This window comes from Subtercola boreus, assembly GCF_003399645.1.
GTDB classification, from domain to species: domain Bacteria; phylum Actinomycetota; class Actinomycetes; order Actinomycetales; family Microbacteriaceae; genus Subtercola; species Subtercola boreus_A.
On the sequence record NZ_NBXD01000007.1, the window covers coordinates 399,600 to 417,657 of the forward strand.

Consider the following 18,058-nt stretch of genomic DNA (forward strand, 5'->3'; position numbering starts at 1 on the left):
CGCTGACCCGCGCCCGCTGACCCGCGCCCGCTGACCCGCGCACCCCGCCGTCAGCCCTTCCCGCGATCGCCGAGGTGCAGGGCGCCCTTCACCCGCTCGACCTGCTCGGACGCGAACGCCTCAGCGGAGTCGACGATGACCCCGAGCTCGGAGGGGTTGCCCGTGAGCAGTGCCTTCGCGGTGTTGGCGGCATACTCGAGGGTGATGTGCGGCGGCAGCGGCGGCACGTTCTTCGACACGTGTGCGTCGATCAGCGTCACCCCGTCGTGGGCGAACGCCTCATCGAAGGCGGCGCCGGCATCCTCGTCCCGCGTGAGCGTCACGCCACGGAAGCCGAGAAGGCGCGCCCAGCCCGCGTAATCGACGGACTCGACATCCTGGGCGGCGTTCCACAGCGGATTGCCGTCCTCCGTGCGCATCTCCCACGACACCTGGGTGAGATCGTCGTTGTGCATCACGACGATCACGAATGTCTTCGACTTCCACGTCGAGAGGTACTTCTTGATGGTGATGAGTTCATTCATCCCGAGCATCTGAAAGGCGCCGTCGCCGATGGTGCAGACGACCGGTCTGTCGGAGTAGGCGAACTTCGCCGCGACCGCATAGGGCATTGCAGCAAGCATGGTCGCGAGCCGACCCGAGAGATCACCCATCATGCCGCGTCGCAGGCGGATGTGGTGGCCGTACCAGTCCGCCGTCGTTCCGGCGTCGCAGGTGACGATCACGCCGTCGGGCAGGCGCTTGTTGAGTTCGTGGATGACGCGCCGCGGGTTGCCTCCGTCGGGGTAGACCAGCATCGCCTGCTTCTCCATCTCGCGCTCCCAGTCGGCCATCTCGCCGGCGATCTTCTCCTGCCAGCTGAGGTCTGACTTCGGATCGAGCAGCGGAATGAGGGCTTCGAGCGTCATCTTCACATCGCCCCAGAGGTTCAGCTCGTTCGGGTAGCGCACGCCGAGTTGCTCGGGCTTCAGGTCGATCTGGATGCCGCGGGCCTGGCCGGTCTTCGGAAGGAACTGGCCATACGGGTAATTGGTGCCGAGGAAGACGATGGTGTCGCAGTTCTCGGCCTGGTGCTGGCTCGGCAGCGAGCCGAGCAGTCCGAGCTGCTGGGTGTGGTGGGGAACATCCGACGGCACGACGTGCTTGCCGCGGAGAGCGGTGATGATGCCCGCCCCCGCGAGACCGGCGGCCTCGATGACTTCGTCGGTGGCGCCGGCCGCACCGGCCCCGACCAGGAAGGTGACCCTCTTTCCGGCGTTGATGATGTCGGCGGCCTTCTGCAACTCGCTCTCGGGTGGAACGATGGCGGTCGAGGGTCCGGCGGAGCTCGATCGTGCGACCCAGTTGGCGGGTGAGGGTTCCGACCAGTCCATCCCCTGCACGTCGTGGGGAAGGATGATCACGGCCGGCTGCAGGCGCAGCTGAGCTGTGCGGAACGCCGTGTCGACGACGGCCTGCACCTGGTCGGGTGAGACGACCGTCTGCACGTAGCAGGCGACATCTGCGAAGACGCGTTCGAGGTTCGACTCCTGCATGACGAAGGTGCCGAGCGAGGCCAGGCCCTGCTGCCCGACGATCGCAACGACAGGTTGGTTGTCCATCGCGGCGTCGTAGAGGCCATTGATCAGGTGGAACGCGCCGGGGCTGGAAGTCGCGACGCAGACGCCCACCTCGCCGGTGAACTTCGCGTGGGCGGTCGCCATGAGCGAGCAGATCTCCTCGTGGGTGGGGCGGATGTACTGGATGCCATCGCCGTGGCGCTCCGCTCTGCCGAGTGCCCCATCGAATTCACCGATGCCGTCGCCCGGGTACCCGAAGATGCGGGTGACGCCCCATTCCTTCACACGCCGGATCACAAAATCGCTCACTGAAGTCATGGGTCCATTCAATCGCTGGCGCGCTCACCGGCGTGAGGCCTTGACGCGGCGTTCGGGACGGTGGCAGACGGCGCTCGACGCTCAGGCGCTGCTTCGCCAGACTGAAGCCATGAGCGAAACGCCGGAACGATCATCCACACCACGACTCCGACAGGTGGTGCTCGACGCCGAGGACGCGCTCGGGCTGGCTGAGTTCTACCGGCAGCTGCTCGGGCTGGGATACATCGAGGGCGGCGAGCCGGGTGCCGCGGGCGGAACCGACGCACCCGACTGGCTCGTGCTCGTCGACGGCTCCGGTGCTCGCGTGCTCGCGTTCCAGCGGGTCGCGTCGATGCTGCCGCCGACCTGGCCGGAGGGCCCCAGGCCGCAGATGATGCATCTCGACTTCGTCGCAGAGAACGTGGATGATCTGCGGGAGCAGCACGCGCTGGCCGTGTCGCTCGGGGCGAGCGTGCTCGAAGACAGCACGGACGATCCCGAGGAGGCGATCGTGATCTTCGCCGACCCGGCCGGGCATCCGTTCTGCATCTTCGTGCTGGAGGAGTGAAGCCCGGCCTGTGGATAACTCCGCACGGGATGTCGGCGGGTCGCGCTAGTGTTGCGGCACCTCGACAGGCGTCGGGCGATACAGCGACAGGAGCACCGGTGCAACTCGCAGGCGGCACGGCCTCAGGAGGCAGCTCCACCGTCATCTACTCGGCGACCGACCTGAGCGCGGCCTCGGCGTGCGAGTGGGCGCTGTTGCGCAAACTCGACTGGATGCTCGGTCGCATCGAGAAGCCGCCGTTCGTCGAAGACGACATGCTGAAACGTGCCGGGCGTCTGGGTGACCTGCACGAGAAGAAGGTGCTCGATTCGCTGAAGCTGACCCGCACCGTGGCCGAGATCGAGCGGCCCGAAGACTCGGGCATTCGCGACGGGTCGTTCGCGGGCATCCGATCGGCGACCGCCGACACGATCGCGGCACTGAACGCGCGGGCCGACGTGGTCTTCCAGGGGGCGTTCTTCGACGGGCGTTTTCTCGGCTACTCCGACTTCGTCATCCTGGGCGAGAACGGGCTCTACGAGGTCTACGACACGAAGCTCGCACGCAAGGCGAAGATCACCGCCCTGCTGCAGCTCGCGGCCTACAGCGACCAGCTTCAGGCGCTGGGCTTCGAGGTCGGCGAGAACGTGCACCTCTGGCTCGGCACCGGCGAGATCAGCACGCACCGGCTCGCCGACATCCTGCCGGTCTATCACAAGCGCCGCGCACGCCTGCAGCAGATCCTGGATGACCGGGTCACCGATTCGGGCGCAACAAAGTGGGGCGATCCGCGGTACTCGGCGTGCGGCCGCTGCGACGCCTGCGCCGAGCAGGTGGAGCGCACGCACGACGTGCTGCAGGTGGCGGGCATGCGGTTGACGCAGCGAGCCAAACTGCGGGCGGCCGGGGTGCTGACGACCGAGCAGCTGGCCGTGCGCGTCGAACCGGTGCAGGGAATGTCGGATGCGACCCTCGCCGCACTCCGCGACCAGGCGTCGATGCAGGTTCAGGCGGCGCAGGTTGAGGCGGCGCAGGTTGACGCCGGGTCGGCGCCGCCGTGGCGGGTCGTGAACCCGATCGCCCTGACGGCGCTTCCCGCTCCCGATGCGGGTGACGTGTTCTTCGACTTCGAGGGCGACCCGCTGCACGAGGAACAGCAGCTCTGGGGGCTCGACTACCTCTTCGGAATGGTCGACACCGACGCTGTCTTCACCGCCTTCTGGGCCGACAGCCTGGCCGAGGAGAAGGTTGCGCTCGTGCGGTTCCTCGAGTTCGTGCGGGAACGACGGGCGGCGCACCCCGGCATGCACATCTACCACTACGCCTCCTACGAACGCACCCACCTGCTCACCCTTGCGGCCCGGCACGGGGTCGGGGAGGAGGAGATCGACGACCTGCTGCGCAATACCGTGCTCGTCGACCTCTACCCGATCGTTCGGCAGGGGTTGCGCATCGGCAGTCACAGCTATTCGCTCAAGAAGCTCGAGCCGCTCTACATGGAGGAGGGCCGCGACGGCACGGCCAACGCGGCCGACTCCATCAGCGAGTATGTGAGGTACACCGAGTTCCTGGCGACGGGCGAGGCGGATGCCGCTGCAGCGGTTCGGGCAGACATCGAGCAGTACAACACCTACGACTGCGTCTCGACGCTGAGGCTCCGAGACTGGTTGCTGGCCCGGGCATCCGAGGTGGGCGTGACACCCGCGGTCGACGACGCGCTGGCCGTCGAGATGCTGGCGGCGATGCCGCTGCGGGAGCCCGATCCGGTCTACACCGCGCTGATGGGATATCTCCAAGCCACGGGCGGCGGTGCCGATGGGGCGGGCGGCCTGGGCGCGGAGCGAGGCCCCGACGAGACGGCCATCGCCCTCGCATCGGCGGCGATCGACTACCACCGTCGCGAGGCCAAGTCGTTCTGGTGGGAGCACTTCGACCGCCTGCGCAGCCCCGTCGACGAGTGGGCCGACACCCGGGGCGTCTTCGTCATCGACTCCGCCCGGGTCGTTCGGGACTGGTCGCTCGAGGGGCCGAGGGCGCGGAACCTGTCGCGGGAATTCGTCGTCACGGGTACCGCTGCCCCCGGCAGCCGGTTCACCGGTGGTGACTCGCCGTTCGTGCTGTTCGACCCGCCGTTCCCGCCGCTGGTGGGCCGGTTCGAACCGGGCACCCGCCTGGCGCACTCCCGCGTCACGTTCCGCGACCGGGGAGACGGCACCTACAGCCTCACCGAGAAGCTCAGCTCCGACGGCGAGACCTACGACGAGGTGCCGCTTGCCGTCACACCGGCGTCGCCGCCCGGTGCGGCCAAGCTCGCCGAAGCGATCGCGGAGTGGGGCCGGGAGGTGCTAGCGGGGCTGCGGCCGGGCGGGTTGCTGCCGGGCGGGCTGCTGCCGGGAGACCCACGAACTCCTGCGACGATGATTCCGGATGCCGCGCTCGACATTCTGCGCCGCGAACCGCCGCGCCTGGTCTCGCTGCCCGGGCTCGTCCGGGGCGAGAGCACCATCGCGAGCATCCGGAGCTCGCTGCTCGACCTGCACCGTTCGTACATCGCCGTGCAGGGTCCGCCGGGGACCGGCAAGACCTACACCGGCTCGCACGTGATCGCCGACCTCGTGGCGAACCACGGGTGGAAGGTCGGGGTGGTCGCGCAGTCGCACTCCGCCGTCGAGAACATGCTCGAGGCGATCGTCGCGGCGGGGCTCGACCCGAAGCTGGTGGGTAAGAAGCTGAAGGACTCCGACGCACGACCGGGCTCGTTCACGGCGCTGACCGCAGGCGAGGTCGCCGGGTTCGTCGGGCAGTCGAACGGGTATGTCTTCGGCGGCACGCAGTGGACCTTCGCGAACGCCAACACCGTCCCTCGCGGTTCGCTCGACCTGCTGGTGATCGATGAGGCGGGACAGTTCTCGCTCGCGAGCACCATTGCTTCGTCGGTCGCCGCGTCGCGGCTACTGCTGCTGGGTGACCCGCAGCAGCTTCCGCAGGTCAGCCAGGGCACGCATCCGGAGCCCGTCGACGTCTCGGCCCTGGGCTGGCTCGCGTCGGGGCACGGGGTGCTGCCCGAGCCGTTCGGGTACTTCCTCGACACGAGCTGGCGCATGCACCCGGCGCTCTGCGCCCCGGTGTCGAGGCTGTCGTACGAGGGCAGGCTGTTCTCGCACGACTCCGACCGGATGCTCATGGGCGTCGACCCCGGGCTGCACGTGCTTCCGATCGCTCACCGGGGCAACTCGACGGCGTCGATCGAGGAGACGGCGGCCGTCGTGGAGCTCATCGACGGGCTCCTCGGGTCGGCATGGAGCGCTGAGGGCGTCACCCGGCCGCTCGGCGAGAGAGACCTCATCGTGGTCGCTCCCTACAACGCCCAGGTGGAGCTGATCGGGCTGGCTCTCGCTGCTGCCGGACACCCCGACGTGCCCGTGGGAACCGTCGACCGTTTTCAGGGGCAGGAAGCAGCCATCGCGATCATCTCCCTCGCCGCCTCGGGTGCCGACGATGTGCCGCGCGGACTCGAGTTCCTGCTGCTGGCGAACCGGCTGAACGTCGCGATCTCCCGCGCGCAGTGGGCCTCCTACCTCGTCTTCTCCCCGGCGCTCACCGAATACCTGCCCGGATCGGTGGCGGGCCTGACCCAGCTGAGCGCCTTCATCGACCTCGTCGAGCCGGGTGCCGCTGCGCCGGGTGCCGCTGAGCCCCGGCCCGCCGAGAGGCGGCCGGTGAATGGTAGCGTCGAGTCATGATCGCCGAGAGGGCAGCCGTGACACGGTACGTCAGCGCGGTCATCGGGTTCTGTGCGGCGGGCATCGCCGGGCTCGCCGGCCTGTCAGGCATCCTGGGCGCCACCGGCAGCAGTGCGTTCGGCGGCGGCACCGCGGCACTGCTGGTCGGCGCGTTCATCGGGGCCGCAGCGACTGCCGCGATTGCGATCGCGATCGTGCTGGTGACGCAGGGTGCCGGCGCAGCTCCGGAGCGGGAAGCCCGTGCACGGCGCGCGGCGCCCCGCAATGTCGATCTCAGCACCCTCGTCGCTCAGAGCCACCCCGATGCGGCAGGGCACGTGCGCTCCCGGGCGCCGGGAGACGTGCTTCCGGCCGCCTGACTCCCATCGGGCATCGTGGCGGCCAGACGGAACTCCCCTTCCCCTGACCGCTCTGCCCGAAAGGTTTCCTCTGTCTCATGGACATCTCCACATTCACCCCGTTCGCGGCCGTGCTCAACGGCCTCTCTGCGCTCGTCGTCGGCCTCGGCGACCTCATGCAGCCCTTCGCCGGCGCCTCATCGTCGATGCTGGCGATCGTTCTGCTCACCATCCTCGTTCGCCTCGTGCTCGTTCCCGTCTCGGTGTCGCAGGTGCGGGCGGAAGTCACTCGGCGACGGCTCGCGCCCGCAGTCGCCGCGCTGCGAGCGAAGTATGCACACAAGCCTGAGGCGCTGCAGAAGGCGCTGACACGGTTGTACACCAGCGAGAAAGTGTCACCGATCGCGGGCGTTCTGCCGACGCTCGCCCAGGCACCGGTTCTGTCGGCGGTGTACGCCCTGTTCGTGCACCCGCAGCTCGCCGGACACACCAATGCACTGCTCGGGCAGACGTTCCTCGGCATCCCGCTCGGCTCGAACCTGTTCGCGGCGCTGGGCGCGACCTTCCCGTACGGTCTGGCCTTTGTGGCGCTGCTGGTGCTGCTCGCGGTAGTGGTGGAGCTGACGCGACGCGCGAATGCGAGGTGGGCGGGCGTTCCGGCGGTGCATTTCACGGGCCAGCCGCAGTCCGCACCGGGCATGGCGATTCTCGCCCGCATCCTCCCGTTCGTCACCGTGGTGTTCGCCGCGATCGCGCCGCTCGCGGCCGCGCTGTACCTCGTCACGAGTGCCGCGTTCACACTCGGCGAACGCGCCGCGCTCCGCCGCGTCATCCGCACGCCGCGCGCTGCCTAGAATCGACAACCATGACCGAACACTTCGCCCCCGGCACCGACGAGCACTCCATCTGGCAGGCGATGCGCGCCATCTACTCCGGGTACATCGACGACGACCGCGCGGCCAGCGACGCGAACATCTCGCCCGACGCCACGATGTGGGACAGTGACGCCCTGCCCCTCATCCACGGCAGAGCCGAGCTCGACGCGATTCGGGATGCCCGCCCGCCCCGCACCCCCGCCGACCCCGTCGTGAGCATTGAGGCGATCGCGCCCGAAGTGCGCATCTTCGGCGACACCGCCGTGCTGCTGCACCACCTCGACGTCGACCCGGGCACTGGATCACCCGCACAGTCGGTGCGCAACACGAGCGTCTGGCGCCGGGACGCCGACCGTTGGCGCCTGGTTCACAACCACGAAGACGTCACGGCCGAGCACTGGCTGCCCGAGCAGGGAGCGGTTCCCGCGCCTGCAACCGTCTGACTCCGGAGCCCGATCGTGGCCGCCGGTGCGCCGGAGGCTTGATAAAGTTGAGCTGGTGAACCCGCCCGCCGCCGAACCCCCCGCGCGGTCGGTCGTGCTCGTCGGTCACGTGTGCATCGACGAGAACACGGGTACCGGCGAGTCGGGACCCTCGCGGCGAGTGCCCGGTTCACCGGCCTTCTTCATGAACCGGCAGCTGCAGGCGGTAGCGGGGGTGGACGTCGCCGTCATCGCTCCGCACGGATCGGACTTTCTCGAGGTCGACGCGGCACTCCCGCTGCTGAACGGTGCGAGCGCCGGTGCGACGCTGTTGTACCGCAACCACATCGACGGCGACATCCGGATGCAGGAGTGCTTCAACGCCTGGAACGCCCGGCCGGTGCCGATCGATGGGCGGTTCGCGGCTGAGCTCGGGCGGGCCGACATCGTGGTCGTGTGCCCGCTGCTCGCGAACTTCGGCGTCGACTACGTCGACAGCGTGCTCGCCCCGGCGAAGGCCCTGAAGATGCTGCTCGTCCAGGGTTATCTGCGCTCGGTCTCCGCCGACGGGTCGGTGGGCAAACGCCGGTTCGACGAGTACGCAAACATCGTGCCCCGGTTCGATGTCGCGGTCTTCTCCGACGAAGACATGGATGACGCGCTCGAGGTCGCCGGGCGCTGGTCGATCGAGTTCCCCCGCACCATCATCGTCGTGACGGAGAACCGCAGGGGCGCGTCATACTTTCAGGCGGGCGTTCGCACCGCGGTGGACGCACATCCCCTCGACCGCCGCGGGGTCGGGAGCGTCATCGGGGCCGGCGACGTCTTCAGCGCGGCGCTCGCGGTCGGCCTGCAGAGCGGCAGCGACATCCGTGCGGCCGTCGTTCGGGCCAACGCCGACGCGGCCGCCTTCATCGACGGCGCGCGGGTGTCGGCGCTCAGCGGGCGGTAGCCGACCCGGCCCGCCCGGCCAGCCCAGCCGAATCAGCCCGCGCCGAATCAGCCGTCGTTCACCTCGGAGTCGCCGTCTGCCGACTCGTCGGTCGACGCAGAATCGGTTTCGGGCTCGTCTGCCACGGTCGGGTCGACGCCCGAGGGCGGCGCATCGGTGGTGGGACCGTTGCCGACGATGCCCTGCCCGTCGGGATAACCGGCGTAGTCGGGATACTCGTTGGCGGGATTGCTCTGATCTGTCATGCGAAAACCCTACTGCGCACCTCTGATGGGCGCGCGCCCCACCGCACGCCTTGACAAGACCCGCACGCGATCCGCGCGAGAGTAGACCCATGCAGCCCTACTCCGACTACCCGCTGGTACGCGCGTGGCAGATCGTCGCCGACATCGTCGCACTGGCAGCCATCGCGGCCTTCATCTCCCTCGGCATCGCCGCGGGCTCCCTCGTCGCTTCGCTCGCCGCGCTCGGCCAGCAGATCCAGGAGGCCGGCACCGGGTTCGCCGACACCATGGCGGATGCGGCGCGCACCCTGGGCGACGTGCCGCTCATCGGGGCGACTGCGAGTTCTTCGTTCCAATCGGCGAGCACGGCCGGCGAGCAGTTGGCGGCCGCGGGCCAGCAGCAGCAGGACCTGGTGGGCAACGCCGCCGTGATCGTGGGGCTCGTCGTCGCCGGGCTGCCGGTGCTGCTGATTCTCCTGGTGTGGCTGAGGCCGAGGCTGCGATTCGCCCGGCACGCGGCATCCGTTCGTTCCCTCTCGGCGACCGCTGCGGGCCTCGACCTCCTCGCGCTTCGAGCGCTCGCCGGGCAGAAGTCCGCGGTCGTTCTGGCGGTGGGGCCGGATCCGGTCGCAGGCTGGCGCGCGGGCGACCCGCTGGTGGTGCGGATACTCGCCGACCTCGAGTTGCGAAGCGCCGGGGTTCGAACGCGCTGATCGAGTACACTTCTCGCGGACGCACCAGACCCCGTGTGTTCAGTCAGGACACAATCATGGGCCTTCTCACCTACGGGTCACCGGGAGTCGACATTCCGCTCGACGATCGCACCCTGGCGCACGTGCGCGTCGTCGTGCTGGCCAAGCTGCGCCGCGACGAGAAGTTCGCGATGTCGTGGGACGACGAGCTCACCGGCAGAAGCCACACCATCTGGCTCCATCCGGCCATTCCCCTGCAGTTCGAGTTCGAGACGAGCGGTGGGATTTCGCTGAACCGCACCTGGGTCGAAGCGCTCACCTCGGTGGCGAACAGCGGATCGGGCCTGCGCCTGCTCCCGGAACCGAGCATTCCCAGCCGGGTGTGACACCGAAACGCACCCCTGCCCGCGTTCCCCGCAGCAGGGCCCTCATCTTCCCGGTCGATGCCGGACTCGTGGCACGCGCCGTCGAGGAGGGCGTGCTGATGAGCCGTACCGCCCTCACGATGGCCACCATGAACCACATCATCGTCGGCGCTGTGCGGCTGAACCGGCATTACGACCCCGCTGAGGTCACCGCCTTCGTGCAGGGCGAGCTCCAGCAGCTCACCCTCGAACAGGCCGCCCTCGCCGCCCACATGCGCCGGCTGATGGTCGAGTTTCCACCGAGCCTGGCGAAGTCGAAGACCATCAGCGACCACCACCTGCTCGTGCAGCGACGGGTCGTCTACTCTGCCCTCTCGTCTGAACTCAGTCGCCTGCAGGGCGATCACGGTTTTGTGCAGGAGGCGGTGGAGTCTTCACAGAAGTGGGCCTGGTCCGAACTCGGCACGGTCATCCGGAGCCGTCTCGCAGAGACGGTCGATCCGAGCGACGCAACCGAGTACGAGGCCGAGAGGGAGGGACGGATGCTCGCCCTCCGTGAGATCGATCTGCCGGCCCTCGCAGACAGAATTCGCTGAGGGCCCGGTACCGGCGGGCTGGCGCCGGCGTCAAGGGGCTGTTCAGCGGCTGTGTCGGGGCGCAGAGTGGAGGCATGAACCTCGAAGGAGAACTCCGATGACCGACCTCACCAGCGACACCTCGTCCGCGCGCTCGACCGACAACGCTGCTGGCGTCGCCAAGGTCGCCGAACTGATCAAGGGCTTCCGCTTTGCCATGCTCACGTCGACCTCGGCCGATGGAAAGCTCGTCGCCCGGCCGATGACCGTGCAGGACGTCGAATTCGACGGCGACCTGTGGTTCATTGTGGCCAAGGACTCGCACGAGATCGCCGAGATCACGGCTGACCCGGTCGTGAACGTCTCGTTCGCCTCGAACGACACCTGGGTCTCTGTCTCGGGGGTAGCCGAGCAGGTCGACGACGACGCGAAGGTGAAGGAACTGTGGAACACGGCCGTCGGGGCCTGGTTCCCGAACGGCCCCGAAGACCCCAACGTGACGTTGATCAAGTTCATCAGCGATGGCGCCGAGTACTGGGACACGCCCGGCGGACGCGTCGCGACGGTGTTCAGCCTCGTGAAGTCGAAGGTCACCGGAACGGCGTTCGACGGCGGAGAGAACGAGAAGGTCGAGCTCTAGAAGCGGTTCGTCCGGGCGTCGCGCGGCCCCGTGTCGGTGGGCAGGGCTAACGTCGAAGGCATGAAGATCCTGCACACGTCGGACTGGCACATCGGGCGCACGTTCCACGCGCACTCGACGCTGGCGCACTTCGAGCGCGTGGCCGAGGCGATGGCCGACATCGTGCGTGAGCAGCGGGTCGATGTCGTCGTCGTCGCCGGAGACGTGTTCGACTCGGCGGTTCCGTCGGCTGAGTCGTACGAGGTGCTGACGCGGGCGCTCCGGGGGCTTCGGGCCACCGGCGCGAAAGTGGTGGTCACCAGCGGCAACCACGACTCCGCCACCCGGCTCGGCTTCCAGTCGGAGTGGGCCGCGGTCGCCGGCGTACACGTGATCACCCGCCACCAGGCGCTGCACGAACCCGTCACCCTCGGCGACGTGTTCGGGCCGGTGCACTTCTACGGCATCCCGTACCTCGAACCGAGCCTCATCAGGCACCACTACCCCGACCACCTCCTGCGAACGCACGAGCAGGCGCTCGGCTTCGCAATGGGTCGCATCAGGGCAGACCAGGAGGCCCGCGGGGGCCGGTCGGTGGTGCTGGCGCACTGCTTCGCCGTGGGTGTGCAGGCGAGCACTGTCGAGCGCGACATCACCTCGGGCGGGCTCGACCTCGTGCCGCTCGGCGTCTTCGACGGCCCCGACTACGTCGCGCTCGGCCACATCCATTCGCGGTCGACGCTGAGCGAGCGGGTGCGGTACTCCGGGGCCCCGCTGCACTACTCCTTCTCTGAGGGCAGCAGTGTGAGGGGCGGATGGTTGGTGGAGCTGGATGCCGCAGGGCTCACCGACACGACCTGGGTCGACTTCCCCGTGCCTCGGGCCGCTCGCGAGCTCACCGGCACGCTCGACGACCTGTTGGGCGACGCGTCGCTCGCGCCGTACGAAGGCCACTGGATCAAGGCTGTCCTGACCGACGAGGTCAGGCCCCTCGATGGCATGCGCAGGCTCCAGCAGCGCTTCGTTCACTGCGTCGCTCTCGAACACCGACCGGCCGTGACGCACGACGCCGGCGCCGAGACCTACGCGGAGCGCGTCACGCAGAAGTCCGACCAGCAGATCGTCTCCGGGTTCGTCGAGTTCGTGCGCAACGGTTCGGGACCGAGCGACTTCGAGCGGCAGCTGGTCTCTGAGACGCTCGTCGCCCTCGATACCTAGCCATGAAGATCAAGCACCTCAGACTCGCCGGGTTCGGGCCGTATAAAGACGAGCAGTCCGTCGACTTCGAGCTGTTCGACGACGACGGCATCTTTCTCATCACCGGTAAGACCGGGGCCGGCAAGTCGAGCATCCTCGATGCCATCTGCTTCGCCCTCTACGCCTCCGTTCCCCGGTACGACGGCCGTGAATCGCAGCTGCGGAGCGATCACGCCGAAGCCACCGACCCGACCTTCGTCGAACTCGTCTTCGGCATCGGGGGCAACGACTACCGTCTCTATCGCACCCCGTCGTACCTCCGGCCGAAGAAGGGTCGGTCCGGCACGACCCTCGCGGCGCCCGAGGCGCGGTTGGAGATCAGGGAGAGCGGGGTGGTGTCTGGCGCTGATGCAGGCGCTGGTGCAGGCGCGGGGTGGCGCGGCGTGGCGGCCCGGCCCGTCGATGTGGGGCGTTACCTCGCCGACATCCTGCCGCTGAAAGCCGACCAGTTCCTCCAGGTGATCCTGCTGGCGCAGAATCGGTTCCAGCAGTTCCTCCTCGCCAAAACCGATGAGCGGCGCGCGCTGTTGCGAACGCTGTTCGGAACGTCGCGTTTCGAGGCATTCGAGAAGTCCCTCGCCGACCAGAGCCGCACACTGACGACGCAGGTCGCGGATGCCCGGCAGAGCATCCTGCTGCGGGCCCGTCACGCAGCAGCGCTGGTCGGCGGTGGCGAAGAGGCGCCCGCTGCTGCCGAAGTGCCTCTCGAACCGACCCTGGAGTGGTTCGTCGCCCTCGAGGCGCAGCTCGAAGACGGGTATCTCGAGGCCGCCCAGCGTGCGGATGCGGCGTCGCTTGTCGCTGCCGAAGCCGCGCTCGCCCACGCAGCCCGCCAGGACCTGCTGCGTCGCCAGCTGAAGCGCGACGCAGCTGTTGAGGTGCTGGCCGCGCTCGCCCTCGAGTCAGAGGCCATCGAGGCGGTCGCCGTCAGCGTCGCCGACGCGAACCGCGCCGCCCAGGTCTGGCCGCAGGTGGAGGCCCGACGTTCCGCCGAGCAGAGTCTTGCCGAATCGGAGGCCGCAGAGACCGCCGCCCGGGCGGCGTGGGTGCCCTTCGCCGACACGGCTGCGGAGGCCGCACCGGCGCAGCCCACCGCGCAGCCCACAGTGCCGCACACCGTGCTGCCCACGGCGCAGCCCACCGCGCCGGGTCTCCGCATCGTGGTGGAGGAGCTCGTCGCTCAGCGGGGTGCGCTCGACTCCGCGGTCGCCGACGAGAAGCGCATTCCGTTGCTCGCGACCGAGCTCGAGGCCCACACCCGACGGCGTGAGAGAGTCTCCGCTCTGCTTGACCGCGTCGGTGAACGGCTCCGTGCCCTGCCCGCCGAGCTCGACGAGCTGGCCGACCGGTTGTCCGAAGCGCAGCTCTCCGCCGCCGCACTCCCCGCGGCGATCGACCGGCGCATGACGGTCAGCGTCGCCGCCGAAGCCGCGGCTCGCGCCGACCGGGAGCAGGCTGCACTCACGGAGGCGCTCCTCGCGCAGAAATCCGCCAGTTCGGCGCACCTCGGGGCCGCTCGACTCGTCGACGAGCTTCTGGCCCGGCGACTCAGCGGGCACGCCGTCGAGCTCGCCGCACAGCTCGTCGCGGGGGAGCCCTGCTCTGTCTGCGGTTCGGTCGAGCATCCGGAGCCGGCCACCAGCGACGCCGAACCCGTCACCGAACGGGATACCGATGAGGCGCAGGAGCGGAGAAGCGAACGGCAGGCTGAGCTGGCGGCGGCCGATGCCGAGGTTGCGAGGCTTCGGCAACAGCTCGCCACAGCCCGTGAAGAGGCCGGTGGCCGGTCGGCGGCTGCGCTTCGTGCGGAGTTGGCGGAGGCCGACGACCTCGTCCGCGCTGCCGAGAGTGCGGCTGCGCTTCGCGATCGGTATGAGGCCGCTCGAGCCACGCTGCTGGCGGAACGGGATGCGGCCGATGAACAGACCATCGAGCTGCGCGCCCAGCTCGCGGCTGCGCAGGCCGACTTCACGGCCACCGAGACGAACCGTGCCCTGATCGCCCTGCGTGTCAGCGAACTGCAGGGCGCGTTCGAGTCTGTGGCCGCCCGGGTGCGTGCGATCGACGCGCAGCTCGACGCGGCCCGCACGCTGGAACGGGCGCTGAAGGCCACAGAGGATCGACGGGAACAGCTCGACCGCGCCCGAGCCGCCGAGGCCGCCCAGCTCGCGCAACTGCAGTTCGCCGACGACGCCGCGGTCGACTCGTCGCGTCTCCCGGCCCGCGAGGTGACGAGGCGAGAGTCCGTCGTGCAGAAGCATCGCGACGAACGAGCGGCGGCGGGCGGGGTTCTCTCCGATCCCGACCTCAGCGGGGTGCCGGATGCGCGCATCGACCTTGCGCCGACCGAATCCGCCCTCGCCGCCGCAGCCGGTTCCCGCGATGAGACAGCCTCGGTTCGGAGCGCGCTGGCTGCAGAGCGAAAGCAGCTGGGCGCGCAGGTGACGGAGGCGCGCGAGCTCTTCCGAGCATCCGCCGGCCTGATCGAGGAGCAGGGGCGCGTGCGGGAGCTGGCCGAGCTGGTGGCCGGCTCCGGGTCGAACACCAAACGTATGCGCCTCGAGACATATGTTCTTGCGGCGCAGCTCGAGCAGATCATCGCGGCGGCCAACTCTCGGCTCGGCACGATGACGGGTGGCCGGTATTCGCTCGAGCTCGACGATTCGCTGCAGTATCGCAACGTGGAATCGGGGCTCGGGCTGAGCATCCGCGACGAGCACACCGGGCGGGCGCGGCCCACCCACTCCCTGTCGGGTGGTGAGACGTTCCTGGCGTCGCTGGCACTCGCGCTCGGACTGGCCGAGGTTGTCTCGAACCAGGCCGGCGGCATCGCTCTCGACACGCTCTTCGTCGATGAAGGGTTCGGTTCGCTCGACGCCGAGACGCTCGAGATCGCCATGAGTACGCTCGACAGCCTGAGGACGGGCGGTCGCACGATCGGCCTCATCAGTCACGTCGACTCGATGAAGGAGCAGATCACCGCCAAGCTGCGCATCACGGTGACCCCGGCGGGGTACAGCGAGATCGAGGAGGTGCGGGAGCGTGTCTGAGGGAGGTGCGGCGGAACCCGGCGGCAGCGCCGGCGCCGTGCTCGAGCGTGCGGTTGCTCACCTGCGGGCGGTGCAGCAGGATGCAGGCTCGGCCGCCGTCGTGCTCACTGACCCGGCAGACGTCGCGCCCTACGCGCGTGACCGCTCAGGGCACCTGCCCGGTGACGTGGAGTTCGCGGTGGTGATCGCCTCGACGGTGTCCGACGTGCAGCAGGTCTGCCGCGTCGCCACGGAGTTCGGTGTTCCCGTAATCGCCCGGGGCGGTGGCAGCGGGTACGCGGGGGGAGCGACCGCCACAGCGGGCGCGATCATCCTGTCGCTCGAGAGGTTCACGGGCATCCGTTCGATCGATGCCGAAAGCGGTGTCTGCGAGGTGGAGGCCGGTGTGGTCACTGCCGACATCTCGCTGGCGGCACGGCCGCTCGGCCTGAGGTACGCCCCCGACCCGGCTAGTGCCGCGATCTCGACGATCGGAGGCAACATCGCGACGAACGCCGGCGGCCTGTGCTGTGTGAAGTACGGGGTCACGCGGGACTCGGTGCTCGCGCTCGACGTCGTATTGGCAAGCGGGGAGCTCATCCACACCGGGCACCGCTCGATCAAAGGTGTCAGCGGGTACGATCTCACAGCGCTGTTCGTCGGGTCGGAGGGCACCCTCGGCGTGGTCGTCGGTGCGACGCTGAGGTTACTGCCGGTTCCGCTCGGGGTGCCGCGAACCGTCGCTGCGTTCTTCCCCACAGCGGATGCGGCCACGGCCGCCAGTGTGGCCCTGTTCAGCACCGGCGTGCGCCCCAGCATGCTCGAGCTGATCGACGGAGTGCACCTGGCACGAATAGACGAGTGGCGCGGTACGACATTCCGGTCGAGAGGCGCTGGCCTGCTCCTCGTGCAGACCGACGGGCTCGCTGCCGAGACGGAGGCGCAGCTGCTGATCGACGTGCTCTCCCAGGCCGGCAGTGATGTCGAGGTCACCGCTGACACGGCGCGTGAGCAGGAAATGCTCGACATTCGCCGGTGGACCTCGCAGGACCAGGCGCCGCGGCCAGAAATCACACTGAACGAAGACCTGGCGGTGCCGCGACACAGGCTCGTCGAGATGGTGAGGCGCATCGAGTCGATCAGCGCCGAGTTCGGCGTGGTCATCACGATCCTGGCGCACATCGGTGACGGCAACATACATGCCAACCTCCGCATCCCGACCAGTGAGCTCGACGCCGACGGACAGCTCCCGCCACGGGCATGGGCGGCGGCCGACGCACTGGTCGCCACAGCGCTCGAACTCGGCGGAACCATCACCGGAGAGCACGGCATCGGGATTCTCAAACGGCGTTGGCTGCGCCGGGAACTCGGTGACGTGCAATACGAACTGCAGCGATCGGTGAAGCGGCTGTTCGATCCGCAGAACCTCCTCAACCCGGGGAAGGTGTTCCACGAGGCGTAGCTGTTCCGCGCAGTGCTGCGGGTTGCTTCGCTGCCTGCAGGCTCGGCGGGCGGATCGGATGTGGTGGGTGCGGTGGGCGGGAGGCTCGGGCTGCCGCGCCCTGTGGGCTTGCCGGGGATGGATGGGGCGGGTTGGGCGGATGGCTGGGTCAGTGGCTGGACGGTCGCGCTCTGGGTGTCCGGGAGGTGGCTGGATTGGATGGCCGGGAGTGCGCGCTGACAGATTCCTGCGCGTGTGACGGAGGGATGTCCGGTGCGCGGCAGGGTGATGCCCGGTGCACGGAGGAGGGCGAGCCGGTGTGCTGCGAATGACCTGGTGTGCGCTGCGGGTTACCCGGTTTGTGGGAGTGGGCGGGCGCGGTTTTGTTGGCAGGGTCGGGGGGTTTGTCGCCAGTCGAGCCAGTCGGGGGGGATGAGGTGTGGGGTTCCGTTTCGCATCACCAGCTTCCACTTCGTCTTGTGCACATGGGAGTGGTGGAAGTGGCAGAGGAGGGCGCCGTTGTCGAGGTCGGTGCGGCCGGGTTGGTGGGTTTTCGTTTGCCACCCTTCGACGTGGTGTGACTCGCACCAGGACGGTGGTGCTTCGCAGGAGGGCCAGACGCAGCCGCCGTCTCGGGCGGCCAGCGCGCGGTTTTGTGCGGCGGTGAACAGGCGGCGGGTTTTGCCGTGTTGGATGACCTGCCCGTGCTCACCGAACAGGGTCGTGATGACATCGGAGTGGCAGAGGAGGGTTTCGATCGTGCTCGCGGGGAGGGGTTCGGTGAGACCATCGATCCAACCGATACCGCGACCGGAGATGACGTCGTCGAGGGTGGCGTGCACGTTCACGGTGGGGGCGGCCCCGTTCAGGCGCGGCATCGACGGAAGGCCGGCCGCGGTGGTGACGAGTTGCAGGAGGCCGTCGGCGAGCTTCTGACCCCGAGTGCGGTCGTCGCGTAGCAGCGGGTCTGTCTGGTCATCGGCATCATCGTCGGTAGGGTCGGTGAAGGTGGGGATGCGGGGGCTCGTGAACGGCTCAAGGGCTGCCCGCAAATGACCTGCGGCGGTCGGTGGGAGGAGGCCGGTGAGTTTCGTCATCCCGGTCTTCTCCGTGACCAAGGTCA

At 68.8% G+C, this 18,058-nt stretch carries 16 protein-coding genes; 13 read left to right on the plus strand and 3 right to left on the minus strand.

Features of this window, described 5'->3' with window-relative positions; translation table 11 throughout:
• Positions 1–50: 50 nt before the first annotated feature.
• Positions 51–1,877 (minus strand): thiamine pyrophosphate-requiring protein, encoded by a 1,827-nt coding sequence (locus B7R24_RS04185; RefSeq protein ID WP_116417703.1) that lies wholly within the window; start codon positions 1,875–1,877, stop codon positions 51–53.
• Positions 1,878–1,986: 109 nt separating this feature from the next.
• Between B7R24_RS04185 and B7R24_RS04190 the strand changes: the two genes are divergently transcribed.
• The 6 genes from B7R24_RS04190 (at position 1,987) to B7R24_RS04215 (ending at position 8,733) form a co-directional block, all read left to right on the plus strand.
• On the plus strand, positions 1,987–2,424 hold the full coding sequence (locus B7R24_RS04190; RefSeq protein WP_116417704.1) for a VOC family protein: 438 nt from the start codon (positions 1,987–1,989) through the stop codon (positions 2,422–2,424).
• 98 nt (positions 2,425–2,522) lie between these two features.
• The gene (locus B7R24_RS04195) at positions 2,523–6,146 is read left to right on the plus strand and encodes a TM0106 family RecB-like putative nuclease (RefSeq protein ID WP_253259262.1); all 3,624 of its coding nucleotides are present in this window, start codon (positions 2,523–2,525) and stop codon (positions 6,144–6,146) included.
• Positions 6,143–6,505, plus strand: a complete 363-nt coding sequence (locus B7R24_RS04200) for a DUF6412 domain-containing protein (RefSeq protein WP_116417706.1) — start codon at positions 6,143–6,145, stop codon at positions 6,503–6,505. Before B7R24_RS04195 ends, B7R24_RS04200 begins: the two co-directional genes overlap by 4 nt.
• Before the next feature lie 77 nt (positions 6,506–6,582).
• Positions 6,583–7,338, plus strand: coding sequence for a YidC/Oxa1 family membrane protein insertase (locus tag B7R24_RS04205; protein WP_116417707.1), 756 nt, complete (start codon positions 6,583–6,585; stop codon positions 7,336–7,338).
• 11 nt (positions 7,339–7,349) lie between these two features.
• Positions 7,350–7,802 (plus strand): nuclear transport factor 2 family protein, encoded by a 453-nt coding sequence (locus B7R24_RS04210; RefSeq protein ID WP_116417708.1) that lies wholly within the window; start codon positions 7,350–7,352, stop codon positions 7,800–7,802.
• Positions 7,803–7,857: 55 nt separating this feature from the next.
• The gene (locus B7R24_RS04215; RefSeq protein WP_116417709.1) at positions 7,858–8,733 is read left to right on the plus strand and encodes a PfkB family carbohydrate kinase; all 876 of its coding nucleotides are present in this window, start codon (positions 7,858–7,860) and stop codon (positions 8,731–8,733) included.
• A gap of 47 nt (positions 8,734–8,780) precedes the next feature.
• On the opposite strand, the gene B7R24_RS04220 is transcribed toward B7R24_RS04215, so the two are convergent.
• Positions 8,781–8,978 (minus strand): hypothetical protein, encoded by a 198-nt coding sequence (locus B7R24_RS04220; protein WP_116417710.1) that lies wholly within the window; start codon positions 8,976–8,978, stop codon positions 8,781–8,783.
• 89 nt (positions 8,979–9,067) lie between these two features.
• Here B7R24_RS04220 and B7R24_RS04225 point away from each other — a divergent pair, with 89 nt between their 5' ends.
• The 7 genes from B7R24_RS04225 (at position 9,068) to B7R24_RS04255 (ending at position 16,956) form a co-directional block, all read left to right on the plus strand.
• Complete coding sequence (locus B7R24_RS04225) at positions 9,068–9,670, plus strand: hypothetical protein (RefSeq protein WP_116417711.1); 603 nt, start codon at positions 9,068–9,070, stop codon at positions 9,668–9,670.
• A 56-nt stretch (positions 9,671–9,726) separates the two neighbouring features.
• Positions 9,727–10,035 (plus strand): DUF7882 family protein, encoded by a 309-nt coding sequence (locus B7R24_RS04230; RefSeq protein WP_116417712.1) that lies wholly within the window; start codon positions 9,727–9,729, stop codon positions 10,033–10,035.
• Positions 10,032–10,610 (plus strand): hypothetical protein, encoded by a 579-nt coding sequence (locus B7R24_RS04235; RefSeq protein ID WP_116417713.1) that lies wholly within the window; start codon positions 10,032–10,034, stop codon positions 10,608–10,610. Before B7R24_RS04230 ends, B7R24_RS04235 begins: the two co-directional genes overlap by 4 nt.
• A 97-nt stretch (positions 10,611–10,707) precedes the next feature.
• Complete coding sequence (locus B7R24_RS04240; protein ID WP_116417714.1) at positions 10,708–11,229, plus strand: pyridoxamine 5'-phosphate oxidase family protein; 522 nt, start codon at positions 10,708–10,710, stop codon at positions 11,227–11,229.
• 60 nt (positions 11,230–11,289) lie between these two features.
• Positions 11,290–12,426 (plus strand): exonuclease SbcCD subunit D, encoded by a 1,137-nt coding sequence (locus tag B7R24_RS04245; protein WP_116417715.1) that lies wholly within the window; start codon positions 11,290–11,292, stop codon positions 12,424–12,426.
• A gap of 2 nt (positions 12,427–12,428) precedes the next feature.
• A complete protein-coding gene (locus tag B7R24_RS04250) occupies positions 12,429–15,515 on the plus strand; it encodes an AAA family ATPase (protein WP_116417716.1) in 3,087 nt (1,028 codons plus the stop codon).
• Positions 15,508–16,956, plus strand: a complete 1,449-nt coding sequence (locus B7R24_RS04255; RefSeq protein WP_253259925.1) for an FAD-binding oxidoreductase — start codon at positions 15,508–15,510, stop codon at positions 16,954–16,956. The genes B7R24_RS04250 and B7R24_RS04255 overlap by 8 nt, the downstream gene beginning before the upstream one ends.
• A gap of 329 nt (positions 16,957–17,285) precedes the next feature.
• Here B7R24_RS04255 and B7R24_RS04260 read toward each other — a convergent pair.
• Positions 17,286–18,058, minus strand: a 773-nt coding sequence (locus B7R24_RS04260; RefSeq protein ID WP_147303957.1) for an HNH endonuclease signature motif containing protein, incomplete at its 5' end; no start/stop codon positions are given.